Source organism: Paenarthrobacter sp. NPDC058040 (assembly GCF_042885775.1).
In the GTDB taxonomy this organism is placed as follows: Bacteria; Actinomycetota; Actinomycetes; order Actinomycetales; family Micrococcaceae; genus Arthrobacter.
Map to the genome: position 1 here is coordinate 45,797 of NZ_JBHVRN010000017.1, position 18,829 is coordinate 64,625.

The following is an 18,829-nucleotide window of genomic DNA, read 5'->3' on the forward strand; positions in this document are numbered from 1 at the left end:
GCGGCGGGCGGAACGGGATGTTCACGCGACGCGAAACCGCCGACGGAACGGGAAAACATCCATTTCTGTTTCGTATAAAAGAACATCAATGTTGTTATGCGAAACGCTGTTTATTGTGCTGCATCCATCGTTCTCCGTCAACACCTTGCGGGTCTGTGTTCATTCGAGGTCACCTTGGCGTCGCCGCGCTTCGCTGTGCCAGGGTGCCGGGTAAGGAAAAGCCCTCTGGCGGTCCATGGTTGTCGGACGCAGCCAGAGGGCGCTTGGCCTAGACGAGGGGGAAGTGGCAGGCGGCAAACTGGCCGGGCCGAACCTCCCTCATGACGGGTTCTTCCTCGGCACATTTTGGCTGACTCAGCGGGCAGCGCGCCCGGAACCGGCACCCGGAGGGCGGATTCAACGGCGAGGGCAGATCGCCGGTGAGGGCTGGGCCGGCGAACCCCCCTTCCTCCTCCGGGGATGGCACCGAATCCAGGAGCCCCCGCGTGTAGGGGTGGGCTGGCTTTTCGTAAACTTCAACGGAATCGCCGAACTCGCAGGTTTTGCCGAGATACATGACCAGCACTTTGTCGCTGAAGCTGCGCACCACGCCAAGATCGTGGGCAATGAAGACAATGGTGAGGTCGTATTTGCTCTTCAGGTCTTCCAGGAGGTTGAGGATTTGGGCCTGAACGGAGACATCGAGGGCAGAAACGGGTTCGTCGCAGATGAGCAGCCCCGGCCGGACGGCAAGGGCTCGCCCAATAGCCACACGCTGGGCTTGACCACCCGAAAGCTGGCGCGGAGACATCTCTGCGAAGCGCTCGGTCGGCAGGCCGACCTGTTCCAGGAGCTCCGGTACCAAGCTTGCGCGTTCCCGGGCGTCCTTTCCCTCGATGGCGAGCCCTTCCGTGACGATGTCCTTCACCAGACGCCGCGGGTTGAGCGAGCTGACCGGATCTTGGAAGATCATCTGCATATCGCGGCGGAGTTCCCTCATCCGTTTATGCGTGGCCGTATCAATCGATTCGTCCCGGAACCGGACGTGGCCTCCGGCGATAGGGTCGAGGCGAAGCACAGCCCGCCCGGTGGTCGACTTGCCGCATCCGGACTCGCCCACGATGCCAAGAGTCTCCCCTTGGAGAAGGTCGAAGCTGACGTCGGCGACTGCCTTGAAGCTTCCGCCTGAGGTGTGATATTCGACTTCCAGGTTCTCGACGGAGAGTACCGCCGCATCACCGCGCAGGTGCGCGCTACCGCTACCGGCCAACGAGCTCACCTTCTTTCGTGCTCACGGGGTGGATACAAGCAGCCTCATGGTCGTCGCCAAACGACAGTCTGGGTGGCTGCGCTTCGGAACAAGCCTCTGTCGACGCTGCGCATCGAGGTGCAAAGCGGCAACCCGCCGGTGGGTCCGTCGGTGAGGGCAGAGATCCGGGGATGACGTTCAGTGGGGCGTGCCGCTCATGGTTGATCGTCGGTGTCGCGGACAGCAGCGCATCGGTATACCGGTGACGGGGGTCCTGGAAGACCGTCCGGCTCCTGCCGATCTCGGCTATCCGGCCGGCGTACATCACCGCTGTGCGGTCCGTGCGACCAGCAACGACGTGCAGATCGTGCGAAATGAGGATGAGTGACATGTGTCGCTCAGTTTGCACTCGACGAAGCAAGTCCAGCACCTGGCGCTGGATCGTCACGTCCAGGGCGGTCGTCGGCTCATCGGCGATCAGGAGATCTGGTTCGCACGCCAGGGCCACTGCGATCATTACGCGCTGTCGCATGCCACCGGACAATTCGTGGGGGTATGCGCGAAGTCGCCGCTCCGGGTCCGGGACGCCGACTTCCTTGAGAAGGTCCAAGGCCCGGGAATTCGCTTCCGACCGCGAGACCCCCAGATGCCGGCGCATCCCCTCAGTCAGCTGCCGTTCGACCCGGACTACCGGGCTCAGGGAACGTCCGGGATCCTGGAAGACCATGGCAATTTGCTTGCCCCAGACCTCTTGAAGTTCCTTGGGCTTCATTTCAAGCATGTCCCGCCCTTGGAACAGGACCTGACCCGTCCGCCCCGAGCGGGGCGGCATCAGCCCCATCACTGCCCTGGCCATGACGGATTTGCCCGAGCCGGACTCACCTACAACGCCCAGCGCCTCTCCGTGCTGCAGGTCAAAGGACACGCCGTCCACGGCCTTGACGATTCCTTTCGGGGAACCGATGTAGGCATGGAGGTCCGTGACCTCAAGTAGTGTTCCGTCGCTCATGTCGCCGCTTTCACTAGTTGATCTTTTCGGGAGGTCCGGGGCATCACAAGGAAGACTTGTGATGCCCCGGTCGGCTCACGGCTGGAGCCAGAGGTCGGCAGCTGCCGGCGAGGTGTAGCCGTAAACGACGGATCCCTGGACCTTGTCGGTGGTGAGAATTCCGTTCAGGTACGCCGTATACAGGATGTAAGGATGCAATTCGGCCAGGCGCTCTTGGACAATCTTGTAGGCCTTCTTTTGGTCCTCGGGATTGTCCGTGAAGCCTGCGTCCAAGGCCGCACTGGTCTGGGCGTCCTTGAAACGGGCGTAGTTGGTGCGGTCAGCCGAGGCATGGAGCTGTCCCCAGAGTCGCGAGCCCGGGTCCACGAACGCCATCGAGGAGCTCAGTGCCTGGTAGTCACCCGTGGTGCCGACGACCCCTTGCTGTGACGTGTCGCGCTGATCGGGCAGGACGGTGACGTTCTTGTACTTCTGCAACTGCGATTGCAGTGCATCGAAAACAAGCTGCCCGTTGCCGGGGAAAACGGTGTACGAGAACTTCAGCGGCTTTCCTTCCGCGGCCAGTTCGTCGAAAAGTTTCTGCGCCTTGTCAGGGTCGTAGGTGGCGAGCGGGATGTCCTCGTACAACGGGGAATCCTTTGTGAACAGCGTCTTGGGGGCAGAGGGGTAGCCGCGGTTGATCGAATCAGACATCGCGTCAAGGTCCAACGCATAGGCCAGCGCCTGGCGCGCGCGAACGTCATCGAATGGAGCTTTTGCGTTGTTCAGCATTAGCCCGACACCGCCGTTGAACTTGTACTCAACCTTTTTGAAGCCGGCGCTCTCGCCTTCGGCGAAGACCGATGCCTCGCTGTTGAGGATGACGTCAGCCTGGCCTGAGATCAGGGCGTTCAGGCGCTGGGCGTTGTCCGACACGCCTTGGATTTCCAAGGAGTCGAGGTACGGTTTGGGTGCGTCGTAGTATCCGGGGTTCTTCTTAAGCTTGAGGGTACCGTTGGGGACCCAGCTGTCGAAGAGGAACGGGCCTGCGCCAATAGGGTTCTTGTTGAACTCTGCCTGGCCCTTTTCCAAGGCCGTCGGGGATGCGATCCACTGAAGCGCGTAGATCGGCATGAGGCCCTTGAACCCGGGGGCGGGTACGGTCATGACGAGCTTGGCCGTGCGTTCATTGACGATCTCGATGTGGTCGATCTGGCTGGCAATGCCGGCACTTGCGGATCCGAACTTCGGGTCCTTCATGCGGTCCCAGTTGTATTTGATGGCCTGGGCGTTGAGTGGCGTGCCGTCGGAGAACTTGAGGCCTTCACGGGTGACCACTTCCCACGTGGCGCCCTTGTCGGCAGTGGTGAAAGATTCGCAGAGTCCGCAATCGTAGTCGCCCGTTTTGGTGTTCGGGATGAGGAACTGCCCGTAGAGGGCTGTGTAGGTGATCGGCATGGACGTTGAACTGAAGACCTGTACCGGGTCGAAGCCTTTAGGCTGCGCCAACTCGAGGGCGCGGAGGGTACCGCCCGATACCGGGTCTCCGACAGGTCCGGAACTGCTGTTGGTGTCTCCGCCGGAACAACCGGCCAGGAAGAGCAAGCTTGCCGTCGCGAGTGCGACGAGCGCTGATTTCCCCTTTGAAATCATGTTTCCTCATTTCTTGATGCTTGTAAGTGGAGCTAAGTGCCGCGGATCCTTGCAACCAACGACGGTGGGGGGACCGTCTGTCAGTCCTGCAGGCTGCGGTCGAAGCGGTGGCGAAGATGCTCGCCACCTTGGTTGAGTGCGAAAACGGTCAGGAAGAGCACCGCGGCGGGTACGAACACCATGTAGGGAGCGGTTCGAAGATCCACGGCCCCGGCGCTGATCAGTCCGCCCCAACTTGGTGTCGGTGGTGGGACGCCCAAGCCAAGGAAGCTCAGCGATCCTTCCGCGACGATGAGTGCGGCGATGACCAGGGGCATGTAGGCCGCCAATGTCGGTACGACGTTAGGAAGGATTTCACGGATGAGGATCCTGGCGTTCGAAGCGCCCATGTTCCGGGCTGCCCGCACAAATTCGCGGCTCGACCACGACATCGTGCTGGCCCGTGACAGGCGCATGAACGTGGGTGTGCCCGCAATGGAGAGACCAATCACCAGGACCGGGATGCTGGGCGAGAAGATGGCGGTGATGGCCAGCAGAAGCACCAGGACCGGGAAGGACAGGAGGACGTCGGCGACCAGTGTAATCACCCAGTCGGTGCCCTTGCGGAAGTAGCCGGCCAGAAGGCCGAGCATCGTGCCGAGGAGCGCGCCGGAGACGCCCGCCACTGCGCCAACCACGAGTGAAACCTGGGCTCCGTAGATGACCCGGGACAGTAGTGATCGGCCCACCTGATCGGTGCCCAGCAGCATGTTGATTCCGCGGAAGCTGGGAGCCTGGCGTGGAGCGCCGACGGACTGGTCGTATGGTGCAATGGGCAGCACGGGCGCAAAGATGGCAAGCAGAACGATCAGGGCTATCCAGACGTAGGAGAAAACAACCAGAATTGACAGCCGCTTGCGGGGCATTGAGACGTGCGGGGGCGCCACGGTCGACTGGTTCGCGTTTCCCAGGGTTTCTTGGCGAGGGATTGCTCTGGTCGTCATGCTGCAGCCTCCTTCTTGGTCATCGTCTTGGCGCTCTTCTGAGCGCTGATTGGCTTGCGGACGCGCGGTGCCCGTCGGACACGAGGGTCGATCAGGCCGTAACCGACATCGACAAGTGTGTTGACCACTACGAAGACGATGGCGATGAAGGCAACAACGCCTTGGACCGTAACGACATCCCGTTCAGCGATCGAGTGGGTGATTAGCTGGCCGAGCCCTGGGAGGACGAACAAAGCTTCGACGATGATGGTGCCGCCGATGAGCCGTGCAAGGCTCAGCCCGGAGACAGTCAACAGCGAGAACGACGATGGTCGGAAAGCGTGCCTGAACAGCACGTAGGCCCTGCCCATTCCTTTGGCCCGTGCCGCGGCGACAAAGTCCTCGCGCAAGGTGCCAATGAGGTCTGAGCGGAGCACGCGATGGAATGAGGCTATTTCCACGAGGCCGGCGGCCAGGGCCGGCAGAAAGGCCGCGCGTAGATTCGGGCCCAATCCTGCTTCAAGCGGTGTCCAGCCAAGTGCCGGGAAGCCCTTGATGGTGATCGCGAACAGGAAGATGAGGAGTGGCCCTGCGACGAAGGTCGGTACCGAAAGGATGACCGAGGTTATTGCGTTGATCCCCCTGTCCAGGGCGCTGTTGGGGGCGGTGGCGGAGAGTACGGCGAGGATGACGGCCACAGTGAGCGAGATAATCAACGCCAGGATGGCAATTTCGAGGGTGACTGGCAACCGTTCAGCGATGGACTGGGTAATCGGCCTGCCGGTAACCGGAGAGGTCCCCAGATCGCCTCGAACAGCGTGCCAAAGCCAGTCAAGGTACTGCACGATAAACGGACGGTCCAAGCCGAGTTTGTGCTCCAGAACAGCTACGTTGGCGGGCGTAGCTTCCTCGCCGAGAATGATCTGCGCTACTGAACCTGGTGCAAAACTCAACAACAAACTCACGCCGAAGGTAACCAGGACAATAACGAGCGCTGCATAGCCGCAGCGCCGCAAAACGTTAACCATGAGCTGCTCTGTCGGCGGTCGTTCCAGTTGGCTTTGGCCTGCTCTGGTGCAGGCGTTCGGGTCGCCTGATGCTCATTTCGACTCCTTCGTCGTTTGGTGCTCCGTGAATCGCAGCCCTGGACCGAGTGGGTGGGTTTACTCCGCTCGGGAGCTGGCGATCGTCGTCGCCAGATGGGCTGTCTCTTTATACGGAACAGCCGTTGCGTAATATGGCTTGAATGCGAGTCTGCATGTTCTGCGGCGCGCCTGTCAACCCTTTTTCGGAAGAGTCGTACTTCGTTGCGGCGTCGGCTTCGGCGAGGCATTGACGCGGCAAACGCGGAGTGGCAGACTCGTCCTAGCGTTTCGCAATACAGACTTTGTGTTTCGTTCAGCAGAACAGTCAAGAATCCGACTGAGTAGGAAGAAGACAACGATGTCTTTGGTGTCGCTACATGTACAACGGCCCGCGGCCGGGGACCGCTCAGCGACGTCCGGAGAGCTGCTCGTTCAAGCGCTGAGTCTGGCCAGAGCCAAAGAGCCCACCCGACCGACTGCCAGGCGTTTCGGCGCGGTTTGAACCAACACTTCGGGCTAGAACAACAAGGAGACAAACAGTGACCGATTACCTCGGATATTCAGGCAAGGTCTGCGTTGTGACAGGAGCAGCTTCCGGCATGGGGAGGGCTCTCGCGGAAATCCTCGTCGATTTGGGCGCAAACGTATACGCGCTCGATCGGATCGAATCGACTGTTGAAGGACTGTCCGCCTCCATCGTGGCGAACCTGGGCGACAAGGACTCGATCGACGGGGCGTTTTCGCTCCTGCCGCAGTCCATCGACCGGTTCTTTGGAGTGGCCGGCGTATCAGGGGTCCACACAAACTTCCTGGACACCGTCACGATCAACTTCATCGCCAACAAGTACATTGCCGACACCTTCCTGCGCGACCGCGTCGCTGCGGACGGGTCCTTGACCTTCGTTACGTCCAATGGCGGCCTGCGGTGGGAACGGGACAACATCCGCGAGGAAACCGCTCCCCTCATCCAAGGACAGGGCTGGGATGAGCTTCGGAAGATCGCGACGGACTTCGAAGCCGAACTCGGTGGCATTGCCGGTTCCCTCGGATACATCCTCTCCAAGCGCATGTTGAACCTCTGGGTGGCAGAGGCTGCCACGCAATTTGCCGAGCTGGGGAAGATCCGGGTCAATGCCTTGCTGCCCGCCATGACCATCTCCGGGATGTTCGACGAATTCGCCCAAATGAAGGGTGGCCGCGAAGCCGTGGAGGCCGACCTCGGGCCCGCAGGACGTCTTGCGGAGTCTGTTGACATGGCACGGGCTCTCACCTTCCTGGGCAGCGACCTGGCGAGCTACGTTTCCGGAGCCCATCTATCGGTCGATTTCGGCATGAACTCGCAAATTCTTGCCGGGCTGACGCCCGACCGTACGACCTGGACGCTGCGCGAGGTACTTGCGAAGCAGCCGGTTTAGGCCCTGCCCGGCGCAGCTGATGGAGCTGCGCCTGACCCCACGACTTCCAGAACACAGACAAACAGGAGACTTACATGGCTGACGTACTCGTTGAACGCGGCGCCCCGGTCAACATCCGGCACGCTGATCATCTCTTTATCAATGGCGAGTGGATGCGCCCCACCAGCAACTCAGGCTTCGATGTTATCGACGCCGGGACCGAGGAGGCTTTCTTCCGCGTGGCGGAGGCAGGCCCACTGGACATGGACGCAGCGGTTGCTGCCGCCCGCTACGCCTTTGACCATTCGCCGTGGCCGTTCCTGGATCCCCAGGAACGCGGTGAGTACCTCCGGAAACTGGGCGCAGGCCTGCGGGCGCGCTCGGAAGAGACCGGCACGTTTTGGTCACGGCAGGCCGGCGTCCTGTTCTCCACCTCACGCATGGCAATCAACCGGGTATCGAACACCCTGGACTACCACGCCGATCTCGCCTCGACGTACCCCTTTGAGGCAGTGGCAAAGCCAGAGTTTGCCCCATTCGGTGTCGTAGTGAAGGAGCCGATCGGCGTTGTTGCAGCCATCGTTCCGTGGAACACTCCCCTGTCCTTGGCAATCCATAAGATCGCGCCCGCGCTTCTCGCCGGCTGCACGGTAGTCCTCAAAGCTCCCCCCGAAGCCCCCGGTGAACTGTATGTACTTGCAGAGATCGCCCAGGAAATCGGACTGCCCCCGGGAGTCCTCAACGTCGTCACGGCCGACAGGGAAGTCTCCGAACAACTGGTACGGGACCCCCGCGTCGACAAGATTTCGTTCACCGGATCCAGTGGCGTCGGGCGCCGCATCGCCTCTCTGGCCGGCGAACGGGTGGGACGTTACACCCTGGAACTCGGTGGAAAGTCAGCAGCAGTGATCTTCGATGACTACGACATCGAAACAGCCGCAAAGACCCTGGCAGCAGCCGAATGCTCCCTCAACGGACAAGTCTGCATGTCCCTCACACGGGTAATTGTCACCAAGGACCGCCACGACCAGATGGCCGAGGCCCTCGGATCCATCTTCGGGTCAGTACGCGTCGGGGACCCGTTCGACCCGGACAGCCAGCTCGGTCCGCTGGCCTTGGAGCGGCAGCAAGAGCGTGTGTTGGGCTACGTCCAGAAGGGCATCGCCGAAGGCGCCGACCTGGTCACTGGCGGGCATCGACCGGCACACCTGGAGCGAGGGTTCTATGTCGAGCCAACGGTCTTCGCGAATGTCGATAACAACTCGACAATCGCCCAGGAAGAAATCTTCGGCCCTGTGCTTTCCGTCATCGCCGCCGATAACGAAGCCCACGCCATCGAGCTCGCGAACGCCACAGTTTATGGCCTCAACTCTGCGGTCTTCACCAATGACAACGACAGGGCCTACCACGCCGCCCGACGGCTCCGCTCGGGCACCGTGGGACACAACGGCTTCAAGACAGACCAGCTTATGGGCGTCGGAGGCTTCAAACAGTCGGGCGTCGGACGCGAAGGTGGCCTGCAGGGTGTTCTGCCTTACCTGGAATCCAAAACGGTGCTGCTCGACGGCGCCCCCTCACGATTCCAATGAGCCAGGCAGTGCCCTGGTTGGGCTTCTGGGACGTGCTTGACGCCACCTCGACTCCCCCCGGTTCAGCGCCGGCGCCCGATCTGCGCGCGACGTTCCCCGGAACGCCCGAATGCGACAACAGACCATTCGAGGCTCCTACGCACCCGGCCACGACCCATCTCCACGGGGCCCTGAAGAATTGCGCCGCAAAGCGCGTACACAGAGAAAGACGAACGGATGACAACCACTAATATCGACCCCACGGAAGTGGACTTCTTCACCAACCCCGACATTGCGTCCAAGGCCGAGCCGTATTTCGATTACATGCTCGCCAACCACCCCGTATTTCGGGACCCGAAATACGGCGTTGTCATCGTGACAGGCTATGAGGAGGCCCTGCAGGTCTACCACCAGCCGGAGGTCTATTCCTCGATCAACCGTGTGGGCGGGCCCGTCATCGATCTCCCCGTTGAGCTCGTCGGCGATGACATCACAGAAATTCTGGAACAACACCGCGACTACTTCGGTGCCAGCGACCAGATCGTCACGTTCGATCCCCCCGTGCACACCGACCACCGGGCGATTCTGATGGGGCTCATCACGCCGAAGAGGCTGAAGGAGAACGAGCAGTTCCTTAAGGACACCGCCGACCGTTTCCTTGACGAGATCCTTCCCAAGGGCAACGCGGAGTTTATCTGGGACTATGCCAAGGGTTACACGATCCTGGCAGTAGCAGACCTCCTTGGCGTGCCCGTTGAGGACCATAAGATGCTCCTTGACCTGCTCGCATCAAACCCGGGTCCGGTGCTCGGGAACCTTGAACTGCAAACCAACAACCATCAATCCGGCATCGAGAAGCTTTACGACTACTTCATCGCGAAAATCGTCGAACGGCGCGAAAATCCGCAGGATGATGTGCTGACCGGCATGGCTGTTGCGACTTTCCCCGATGGGTCGCTCCCCCAGCCACTGGAAGTGGCCCGCATCGCTGCCAACCTTTTCTCCGCCGGACAGGAGACCACAGTCCAGCTGCTGGGCATCTCGATGGCCCGCATCGCCGACGATCCCAAGCTGCAGGAGCTTCTGCGCAACGACACCTCGCTCCTGCCGAAGTTCCTGGAAGAGACGCTCCGTATCGAGGCCCCGATCAAGGGATCTTTCCGCATCACCAAGACAGCCACAACCCTTGGCGGGCTGGACCTGGCACCGGGTACCAACGTCATGCTCCTCCACGGCGCAGCCGGGCGCGATCCACGGGTTTTCGAGAACCCCGAAGACTTCGAGGTCACCCGCGCCAACGCCCGCCAGCATCTGGCCTTCGGCCGGGGCATTCACACATGCCCCGGCGCCCCACTGGCCAGGGCCGAAGCCGTTTTCTCCCTCCAACGGTTCCTTGAGCGGACCAGCAGCATCCAGATCAGCGAGGAACACCACGGCCCGAGCGGTGCCCGCGAATGGGACCTCATCCGCAGCTACAAATTCCGAGGGCACAGCCAGCTCTACATCACCTACAACCAGGCTGAATCCTGATGTCCGGGAAGCTAAGCGTCGACCGGGACCGTTGCATGGGGTCGGGCCAGTGCACCTTCTATGCACCGGCCACGTTCGATCTCGACGACGACAGCATTGCCGTTGTCGTCGACGATCACGGCGACGGAGATGAGCAAATCCGAATGGCCATTGAGGTCTGCCCGACGCGCGCCATCGCCCGGGCAAACCAAGAAGGAGAAAACAGTTGAAGACAAAAACGGACGTAAAAGTCTCCGTGGTCATCGCCGACCTGGAGACAGACGAGCTTCTGGTGGCCTTCCCCGAGGGGCCACGCCTTCGTGGCACGCACTGTGATGACTGCGGGCGGGACATGATCGGTAACCGTGTCGTCTGCAGCTCCTGCGTCAGCTCCAACGTCACGCCCTTCGCTCTGCCGTCCACGGGCACTCTGTACTCCTTCACGCGACTGCACGTGGGAGGCGACGGTGTTCGTGCGCTCGGATACGTAGACCTCGACAATGATGTGCGCACCCTCGCAGACCTCCGGGAAGGCGACACTCCCCTTGAGCCCGGCATGCGGGTCGAACTCGCAGTCGAAGGCGAGAACTGGTTCTTCGCCCGGGCAAACACTGAGACGAAAGGATAGGACCATGACTGAGAACGTTCATGTGATCTCAGCGGCGATGATCCCCTTCGCCAAGTACCGCACCTCCTCGTACGTCGGCCTCGCCGTACCACCGCTGATCGATGCGCTGCGGAGCGCCGGCGTCGACAAATCCGATGTCGATGCCGTCTACGTGGGGCACTCGTACGGTGGAATGATGACAGGCCAGCGGATCTGCAAGGAGATTGGCCTCGGTGACGTACCAACGGTGAACGTCGACAACGCGTGTTCCAGCGGCGCAACAGCCATCCATGAAGCTTCGACGGCGATCGCCCAGGGCCTCATCGACGTCGCCGTCGTTATCGGCGTCGAGAAGCTGACCCAGTTTGGCGGCGGCGCGTTGCCGCTGTCATCGGAGGACCGTGAAGTAAAACAGGGCATGATCATGCCCGCCGTCTACGCGATGCGGGCGACACGGTACTTTTTCGAGACCGAAGCAACCGCTGAGGATCTGGCACTCGTCAGCGTCAAGGCGCGCAAGCACGGCGCGCTCAACCCGTTCGCACAGTTCCGCAAGGAAGTCACCGTCGAGGAGGTACTTGGGTCACGCGCCGTGGCCGATCCACTCACGTTGTTGATGTGCTGCCCAACAGGCGACGGCGCCGCTGTAGTCGTCCTTGCCTCTGACCGGGCACGGAACAGGTTGGGGTCCCCGGCCGGCATGCGCATCGCAGCGTCCGTCCTGCATTCCGGTCATGTAGAGGAAGGTTTCCGCGATATGACCCGGCCGGATATCAGCACCCGGTCCGCGCGGGATGCCTACGCACAGGCGGGCATAGAGCCCAAAGACCTCGACATGATCGAACTCCATGACGCGTTCTCCATCGCCGAGCTGGTCTACTACGAGGCCTTTGGCCTGGCCGAACGCGGCCACGCAGCTGACCTGATCCGCGACGGAAAGACCACTTTTGGCGGTGACGTCGTCGTTAATCCAAGCGGAGGGCTCCTCGCCAAGGGCCATCCAGTTGGGGCGAGCGGAGTCGCCCAGGTCGCCGAAGCATTCTGGCAACTGACAGGACAGGCCGGCGCCCGGCAGGTCGAAGATGCCCGCTGGGCGATGACACACGTGACCGGTGGGGGTACGGCCGGTCTCGACCATGGTGCCTGCACCGTCCATATCTTTGAAGCTGCAGCATGAGCACCCTCGCAGAACGCCCGCTGGAAGGGATCCGGATTGTCGATCTCACCACGTTCCTCTCCGGCCCATCGGCAACGCAGCTTCTGGGCGACCTTGGAGCGGAGATCATCAAGGTGGAGTCACTCGAAGGTGATTCGAGCAGGGCGATCGCCGGGCCGAAGTTGGGCGGAGAAAGTGCCTACTACCTGGCCAACAACCGCAACAAGCGCAGCATCGCGATCAATCTCAAGTCCCCACGGGGGCTGAACATCATGCACGAGCTCATCGCCGGCGCAGATATCGTGATCGAAAACTTCCGCCCCGGTGTCACGGCACGGCTTGGCCTGGCGCCGGAATCGGTCCTGGAAAAGCACCCGGACCTCATTTGGGCCTCGATCAGCGGGTTCGGGCAGGAAGGCCCACTCCGCGACCGGCCCGCATACGACATGGTCGTCCAGGCTCTCAGCGGCGTCATGAGCCTGACCGGGCATCCGGGATCCCCCGCAGCCCGGCTCGGCATACCGGCCGGCGACGTCGTCGCCGGCCTGTATGCGGTCATCGGTATCCTCGCTGCCCTCCATGCCCGTCAGGCGACCGGACGCGGAAGCATCGTCGACATCTCGATGCTGCGCGGCCAGTTGGCCATGCTGTCCTATCAGGCGCTGTACACCTTCATCAATCAGGTGGCCCCTGAACCGCAGGGCGCAGCGCATGACTCGATCGCCACCTACCGCTCGTTCCGCGGCGGCGACGGCCGTGAATTCGTCGTCACAGCCAACACGCCCAGGATGTGGGAAGGGCTCTGCCACGTGCTCGGGCTCGACGATCTGATCGTCGATGAACGCTTCGCTGACGCGGCCGGACGTCTCAAACACAAGGACGCCCTGTGGGCCATCCTGGAAGAGCGCGTGTCCGAGAAGTCCGCCGCCGAGTGGGTCGATCTGCTCACGGCCCAGTCCGTGCCGGTCGCGCTGGTCAAGAATGTCCTTGAAGCTTTGGTCGACGCGCAGGAAGCCAACGACGGCTCCCTGGTCACCGTTTCCAACGGGGACGTGGACTTCGAGAACGTCGCCACTCCCATCCGGTTCGTTGGTTCCGTGGAAGTGGCGCCCAGCTATCCACCGGAACTGGGCAAGGACACCATCGACATACTTCGCGATGGCCTCGGTTTCAGCGAAGACGACATCACAGCCCTGGTCACCGAAGGAGTCGTAGGGGCAGCCGCGCAGGTTGAGCACGCCAGTTAGCGGACGGTGCTGAGAGGGGGTGGGCCTGGTTTGTCATGAACCAGGCCCACCCCCTCTTGCCGTGCCCGGGACCCTGTGTACCGTCCCCGTGACTCCCGGGTGGACCTGGGAGAAGTTGAGCAAAAGGAAAGGCCCCATATCTGTCGAGATATGGGGCCTTCCTTTGGGTTCCGGACCCTCAGGGTCGCCTTGCAGCGGCGGAAGCGTGGCGCGCTTCCTTCTAGCTCACGGAAACCGGAAGCTTCCGTCCGGCCAGGCCTCGGGGCCTAGCGGCGATGACCCCGGCCAGGGACCGGAACGCGTCCGCGGCGGGATCGTTGACGTGCTCAGCAACGACGGGCGTGCCGTCGTCGCCGTCGGCCCGCAGGACCGTGCTGAAGGGTATTGAAGCAATCCGGGAGACTGTTTCTTCCGGGCTCGACAAGGCCTCAGCTGCCGCTTCGGCGCCGCCGGCACCGAAGGGGTCGAACGTGGTGCCGGCGGCAAGCGTGATGGGAGACATGGTCTCGACGACGCCGATGATGCGTTGGCCGAGCTGTCGGGCGATTTGTCCGCTGCGCACAGCAACGCCTGCCGCAGCCGGCTGCGGCGTGGTCACCACAAGCACCTCGGCATGAGGAAGCAGGTGGCCAACCGAGATTGCTACGTCCCCGGTCCCCGGCGGCATGTCGACCAGCAGCACGTCCAGATCGCCGAAGTAGACATCCGTGAGGAATTGCTCCAGGGTTTTGTGCAGCATCGGGCCCCGCCATGAGATGGCGGTGCCCTCGGCTCCCTCGCGCAGGAACATGCCAATTGACACGACGTGCACATCATGGGCGACCGGGGGCAGGACCAAGTCATCCACCCGGGTGGGCCGGGTGACCCGGCCGTCTTTGGCCACCAGTCCCATCAGGCCGGGAATCGAGAACCCGTACACGTCAGCGTCAATCAGCCCGACACGCAATCCCCGGGCGGCCAGTGCCACGGCAAGATTCGCGGTGACAGTGGATTTGCCGACCCCGCCCTTTCCGCTGGTAACCGCTATGACACGGGTGAGCGAATCAGCCGTGAACTTCATGGCTGCGCGCGGTTTGCCGTCGCGCAACTTGGTCACCATTTCAGACCGCTGCTCTTCGGTCATGGTGCCGAGTTCAACATGGGTGGCCGTGACTCCTTGAACCGATGATGCGGCCGAGGCGACTTCCTGTTTGATTCGCTCGGACGCCGGGCAGCCGGCAATCGTGAGTAGGACCCTGACAAAGGCCGCGTCGTCCCGGAACCGGACGTCGTCGATCATCCCCAGGTCCGCAAGCGGCCGGCGGAGTTCCGGATCGATGACCCCGCCAACGGCGGCTCGAACGGCGGCCTCAACTTCTGCGTCGGCGAGGTCAACCGACCGGAACCGGCTCATCGGATTCCTACAGCGTCCCCGTGGGCAACGCGGAGCATGTCAGCGCGGTCGTGGAGCTTTACCCTGGCCCGTCCCACAGACTCTCCATCTGCGATTTCGGCTGCTTCGATCGCTTTCCATGCAGTCCAGTCAACGACTCGAACGCCCCGGGAGGCGAGCAAGGCGTCGACGTCGGCCGCTGAGGAATCCGTTGGGACATGCTCGGGCTGCGCCATATCAGAGAGGACGGAGGTAACTGTCTCGAGCGCGCACCGCCTGTTCGTGCCGACGACCCCGTTTGGACCGCGCTTGATCCAACCTGCGATGTAAACGCCCTTGACGACAGCTTGGTCGTCGGCGACGCGGGAGTCGACGTGGGGTACTGTGGCGGTCATTTCGTTGAACGGCAGTCCGTCCAGGGCCTTGCCGCGGTAGCCGACGGAGCGAAGGACGAGCTGGGTTTCGAGCGTTTCGCTGATCGAAGGATCGCTGGTCTGTTCGAGGCGGATTGCAGCGACGTTGCCGTCCTCTCCGAGCAGTTCGACGGGTGAGCGATCAAACACGAACCGGACACGGCGGTCGCGCCCGAGCACGCCCCTGTCCACCGCTTTCTGAAAGGAGCCGAAGAGACGCTTTGCGTTGGGATCAGCATCCAGATGGGCCTGCTGGGCCGAGTCGATCTCAAGATCCGCAGGGTCGATGATGACATCGCAGCTTTCCACTTCCAGGAACTCCAGGAACTCTTTGTTGGTGAATTTGGCGAAGGCCGGACCGCGGCGGCCGACGATGACAACTTCCCGGAACGAACTCGCAGCGAAGGCATCGACGACGTGTTCTGGCACATCTGTGGCACGGAGCTCCTCGACACTGAGCATGAGCATTCGCGCGGCATCCAGGGCGACGTTTCCGACACCTACTACGACTGCACGGTGGCCGGTCAGCGCAAATGATTCCGGGTCGCTGTCCGGGTGGCCTCCGTACCACGAGACGAATTCACGCACTGCATGAACACCTCCCAGGTCTTCTCCCGGGATGTTCAGCGCCCTGTCGAGGGGTGCGCCGGTGGCAAAGATGACAGCGTCATAGTGTGTGCGCAGTTCGTCGAGCGATATGTCCGTTCCTACGTGGACGTTGCCGAGGAACCGGACCCCGGGTGTTTCTTCGAAGACTTCGGCGAAGGAAGTCATGATGGACTTGATGCGTGGGTGATCGGGGGCAACTCCATAGCGGACAAGCCCGAAGGGCGCGGGGAGCCGCTCGAATACGTCGACTTCAACGGGGGCCTCGGACTCTTCCGTAAGCAGCTGGGCGGCGTACGATCCCGATGGTCCGGAGCCGATCACGGCAACCCTGAGAACAGTCATTATTTCTTTCCTCCAACATTTGTCAGCGCAAGAATCTCTTCGACGTCGTGGGCGATCTTGCCTGCCTTGCGCCCGCCCTTGGGCGTTTCAACTTCGTTGAAGAAACGCTCGTTGATTTCTGCGTATGCTTCCTGGCCCTCCGGGAGTTCAGCATCGTAGAAGATCGCCTCGACGGGGCAGAGGCTGACGCACGCTCCGCAATCGATGCACAGGTCCGGGTTGATGTAGGTCATGCGGCCGCCCTCGAAGATACAGTCGGCAGGGCATTCCTGCATGCAGCTCTTGTCTTGGACGTCGACGCAAGCCTCGGTAACGACGTAGACCATGGTTTCTTCCTCTCTTAAGTCTTATCGGCCAGGCCCTAGGCCCGCTGCCGCAATTCCTCGACCAGGGCGGCGGCTGTTTGCCCGCCTCCAATCAGCCGCCGCGCCTGGTTGAGCGCCCGCACCCAGTTGACCGTCACTGCACCGCAGGCAATTCCATCTGCATCGGCATGAATGACCGCAACGCGCCCCTCTTCAAGCAGGTCTCCGAGAACGATCGAGCTGCCTACAGGATCGCGCCAGCCCACCGAATGTACTTTCCAGTCGTATTGGTCAGACCAGACATAGTCTGAGGAGTTGTAGGGTGCGGGCTCAGAGCCGGTGATTGCGGCCGCAATGTGACGGGCCTGGTCGCTGGCATTGGTCCAATGCTCGGCCCGGTGATCCACTCCTCGGCCGGGATGCGGCCAACGGGCCACATCTCCGATTGCGTAGATGTCTTCTGCGCCGACGGCCCGGAGGTACTGGTCGGTCAGCACGCCACCGTCGATGGTCAGTCCGGATCCCTCCAGCCATTGTGTAGAAGGAACTGACCCGATGCCGACGATCGCCGTTGAAGCCGCAAGGCGCTCACCGTTGTCCAGAACGACGGTGAGCGCGCCGGCCTCGCCCTGGATGTCAGCGACTCCGACGCCGAAACGGGTTTCGGCGCCGTTGCGGACGTGAAGATCGACGAGGATGTCTGCGATTTCAGGGCCTACCAGGCGTGCCATCGGTTCGGCCAGGGGATCTACGACGGTGACAGCGCATCCGGCGCTGAGGGCCGCTGCGGCGATTTCCGTGCCAATAAATCCACCCCCAACAACGACAACCGATTCCTTCAACGACAACCGCTCCGAAATGGCCCTGGCGTCTTCCAAGGTGCGCAGCTGCAAGACCCCCGAGGGCGGAGTCCACGGTGAGGGCCGCGCTGCCGCTCCGGTTGCGATGATCAGGACGTCGTAAGCGATCCGCGTGCCGTCCTCCAGGGTCACAGCCCGGTTCTCCGGGTCCAAGTTCACCGCAGCCGCGCCAAGCCTGATACTGATGCCAAGCTCATCCAGTTCCGCGGCGGTAATAAGGCGGTTCCCCTCGACAACCTCATCCGACCAGTCCGAAGCCAGGAGGTGCTTGGAGAGCGGTGGCCGGTCGTAAGGAAGCTCCTGTTCGGCGCCAATCAGTGTGATCGGGCCGGCATGGCCAAGGGCACGCAGATTCTGGGCGGAGCGAGTGCCGGCCAAGGACGCTCCGACAATAACGATGTGACCATCAGGTGTTTGGGCCATTTGAGTCCTTCTCCTCTTCATCGAGTTCGCGGGGGACAGGGATACCGGGACCTCCGCGACGAATGAACGACTTCGAAGCCTGTTCTGTTTAAAAGAACACCAGTATCGCGTAACGCAACACTGTCAGTATTGATCCTGCCCCAGAGCAGTGTCAACCCTTAGCGCGCAAGCGCGGAGCGGGTTCTGCCGGAGCCGCTGATATAGCCCGTGAGTTGACCGGCGGCGCGCCGTACCATGGCCGCCAGCGATGAGGCCTGAGCGGCGTTGAAACGGGTTTCAGGAACCGTGATGCCAGTCGCGCCCACCACGTCGCCGAGAGACCCAAAGACTGGAGCGGCAATCGCAATGGCACCCTCGATCCGCTCACCATGTGTTATGGCGTAGCCTTCTTCGCGGATCTTTTCCAGACGCGCCAATAGCGCTTCGGCATCCACCAGGGTGCGGCTGGTCGCCGGGTCGAGGGTTCCCCGCGCAATCTCATCCCGGACGTCCTCGCGAAGGAATGCCAGGATCGCCAGACCGCTGGCCCCGGCATGAAGCGGGAGCCATACGCCTTCAGGCAGGGTATACCGCAAGGGGTGCGGTGACTCAACGGTGAGTGTAAACATCATTTCCCGCCGCTGACCGCCGTAGACGCCGAAAAATGATGATTCGCCGGACTCCTTCGCCAGCTCATGGAGGGTGTCGCTGGCGACCTCATGAAGCGGAAAGCGGGCCGTCGTCGTCCAGGCGAGCCTGAGGAATTCGAGACCAAGCTGATACGACCCATTGGTCGATCGCCTGACCAGCCCGATCCGCTCAAGGTCGGTGACCAGCCGATGCACGGTACTTGGACTCACCCCCAGCTGACCAGCCAACTCGCGCACACCGTATGAACTTTGGTGGCTGTCGACCATCAGCGTCAGCAGCTCTATCCCCCGGGCAAGGGGGTGGCGCAACCTTTGTTCGTCCACGGCCGCTCGCTGTTGCGTGTCGGTTCGTTGGGTCATCATCCACTCTCCCCCTGGCCAGCACAGCTGCTTGACTTTTGGCCGCGCTGCCAGCAATCCTTGGTGATATAACGGAACGCCTGTTTCGTTGAGTACAACGGTAATCCACCGTCAGCATA

Annotated in this window: 17 protein-coding genes; 7 read left to right on the forward strand and 10 right to left on the reverse strand. The window is 62.0% G+C overall.

Annotated features, from left to right (window positions below; translation table 11 throughout):
- Positions 1–268: 268 nt before the first annotated feature.
- The 5 genes from ACFVSJ_RS21020 to ACFVSJ_RS21040 form a co-directional block, all read right to left on the reverse strand.
- Positions 269–1,249: an ABC transporter ATP-binding protein gene (locus ACFVSJ_RS21020; RefSeq protein ID WP_387439021.1), complete on the reverse strand. Its 981-nt coding sequence runs from the start codon at positions 1,247–1,249 to the stop codon at positions 269–271.
- Complete coding sequence (locus ACFVSJ_RS21025) at positions 1,239–2,237, reverse strand: ABC transporter ATP-binding protein (RefSeq protein WP_387439022.1); 999 nt, start codon at positions 2,235–2,237, stop codon at positions 1,239–1,241. Before ACFVSJ_RS21025 ends, ACFVSJ_RS21020 begins: the two co-directional genes overlap by 11 nt.
- Positions 2,238–2,312: 75 nt before the next feature.
- On the reverse strand, positions 2,313–3,869 hold the full coding sequence (locus ACFVSJ_RS21030; protein ID WP_387439024.1) for an ABC transporter substrate-binding protein: 1,557 nt from the start codon (positions 3,867–3,869) through the stop codon (positions 2,313–2,315).
- Between the two features lie 80 nt (positions 3,870–3,949).
- On the reverse strand, positions 3,950–4,852 hold the full coding sequence (locus ACFVSJ_RS21035; protein ID WP_387439025.1) for an ABC transporter permease: 903 nt from the start codon (positions 4,850–4,852) through the stop codon (positions 3,950–3,952).
- On the reverse strand, positions 4,849–5,859 hold the full coding sequence (locus tag ACFVSJ_RS21040; RefSeq protein ID WP_387439026.1) for an ABC transporter permease: 1,011 nt from the start codon (positions 5,857–5,859) through the stop codon (positions 4,849–4,851). Before ACFVSJ_RS21040 ends, ACFVSJ_RS21035 begins: the two co-directional genes overlap by 4 nt.
- A gap of 596 nt (positions 5,860–6,455) precedes the next feature.
- Between ACFVSJ_RS21040 and ACFVSJ_RS21045 the strand changes: the two genes are divergently transcribed.
- The 7 genes from ACFVSJ_RS21045 to ACFVSJ_RS21075 all read left to right on the forward strand — a co-directional run bounded on the left by ACFVSJ_RS21045 (position 6,456) and on the right by ACFVSJ_RS21075 (position 13,397).
- A complete protein-coding gene (locus tag ACFVSJ_RS21045; RefSeq protein ID WP_387439027.1) occupies positions 6,456–7,331 on the forward strand; it encodes an SDR family oxidoreductase in 876 nt (291 codons plus the stop codon).
- A 74-nt stretch (positions 7,332–7,405) separates the two neighbouring features.
- Entirely contained in the window at positions 7,406–8,899 is a 1,494-nt protein-coding gene (locus ACFVSJ_RS21050; RefSeq protein WP_387439028.1) for an aldehyde dehydrogenase, read from the forward strand.
- Positions 8,900–9,115: 216 nt separating this feature from the next.
- Entirely contained in the window at positions 9,116–10,408 is a 1,293-nt protein-coding gene (locus ACFVSJ_RS21055) for a cytochrome P450 (RefSeq protein ID WP_387439029.1), read from the forward strand.
- Entirely contained in the window at positions 10,408–10,617 is a 210-nt protein-coding gene (locus tag ACFVSJ_RS21060) for a ferredoxin (protein WP_387439030.1), read from the forward strand. The genes ACFVSJ_RS21055 and ACFVSJ_RS21060 overlap by 1 nt, the downstream gene beginning before the upstream one ends.
- A complete protein-coding gene (locus tag ACFVSJ_RS21065; protein WP_387439031.1) occupies positions 10,614–11,015 on the forward strand; it encodes a Zn-ribbon domain-containing OB-fold protein in 402 nt (133 codons plus the stop codon). Before ACFVSJ_RS21060 ends, ACFVSJ_RS21065 begins: the two co-directional genes overlap by 4 nt.
- Before the next feature lie 4 nt (positions 11,016–11,019).
- Positions 11,020–12,171 carry a thiolase family protein gene (locus ACFVSJ_RS21070; protein ID WP_387439032.1) on the forward strand — a complete coding sequence of 384 codons (1,152 nt, stop codon included), beginning with the start codon at positions 11,020–11,022 and terminating at the stop codon, positions 12,169–12,171.
- Positions 12,168–13,397, forward strand: a complete 1,230-nt coding sequence (locus ACFVSJ_RS21075; RefSeq protein ID WP_387439033.1) for a CaiB/BaiF CoA transferase family protein — start codon at positions 12,168–12,170, stop codon at positions 13,395–13,397. Before ACFVSJ_RS21070 ends, ACFVSJ_RS21075 begins: the two co-directional genes overlap by 4 nt.
- A 220-nt stretch (positions 13,398–13,617) precedes the next feature.
- Here the strand turns inward: ACFVSJ_RS21075 and ACFVSJ_RS21080 are convergent, their stop codons facing one another.
- The 5 genes from ACFVSJ_RS21080 to ACFVSJ_RS21100 all read right to left on the reverse strand — a co-directional run bounded on the left by ACFVSJ_RS21080 (position 13,618) and on the right by ACFVSJ_RS21100 (position 18,710).
- Entirely contained in the window at positions 13,618–14,790 is a 1,173-nt protein-coding gene (locus ACFVSJ_RS21080; protein ID WP_387439034.1) for a P-loop NTPase, read from the reverse strand.
- Positions 14,787–16,133, reverse strand: a complete 1,347-nt coding sequence (locus ACFVSJ_RS21085; protein WP_387439035.1) for an FAD-dependent oxidoreductase — start codon at positions 16,131–16,133, stop codon at positions 14,787–14,789. Before ACFVSJ_RS21085 ends, ACFVSJ_RS21080 begins: the two co-directional genes overlap by 4 nt.
- On the reverse strand, positions 16,133–16,459 hold the full coding sequence (gene fdxA / locus ACFVSJ_RS21090) for a ferredoxin (RefSeq protein WP_387439036.1): 327 nt from the start codon (positions 16,457–16,459) through the stop codon (positions 16,133–16,135). The genes ACFVSJ_RS21085 and fdxA overlap by 1 nt, the downstream gene beginning before the upstream one ends.
- Before the next feature lie 35 nt (positions 16,460–16,494).
- The gene (locus tag ACFVSJ_RS21095; protein ID WP_387439037.1) at positions 16,495–17,721 is read right to left on the reverse strand and encodes an NAD(P)/FAD-dependent oxidoreductase; all 1,227 of its coding nucleotides are present in this window, start codon (positions 17,719–17,721) and stop codon (positions 16,495–16,497) included.
- 158 nt (positions 17,722–17,879) lie between these two features.
- On the reverse strand, positions 17,880–18,710 hold the full coding sequence (locus ACFVSJ_RS21100) for an IclR family transcriptional regulator (RefSeq protein ID WP_387439038.1): 831 nt from the start codon (positions 18,708–18,710) through the stop codon (positions 17,880–17,882).
- Positions 18,711–18,829 lie beyond the last annotated feature (119 nt).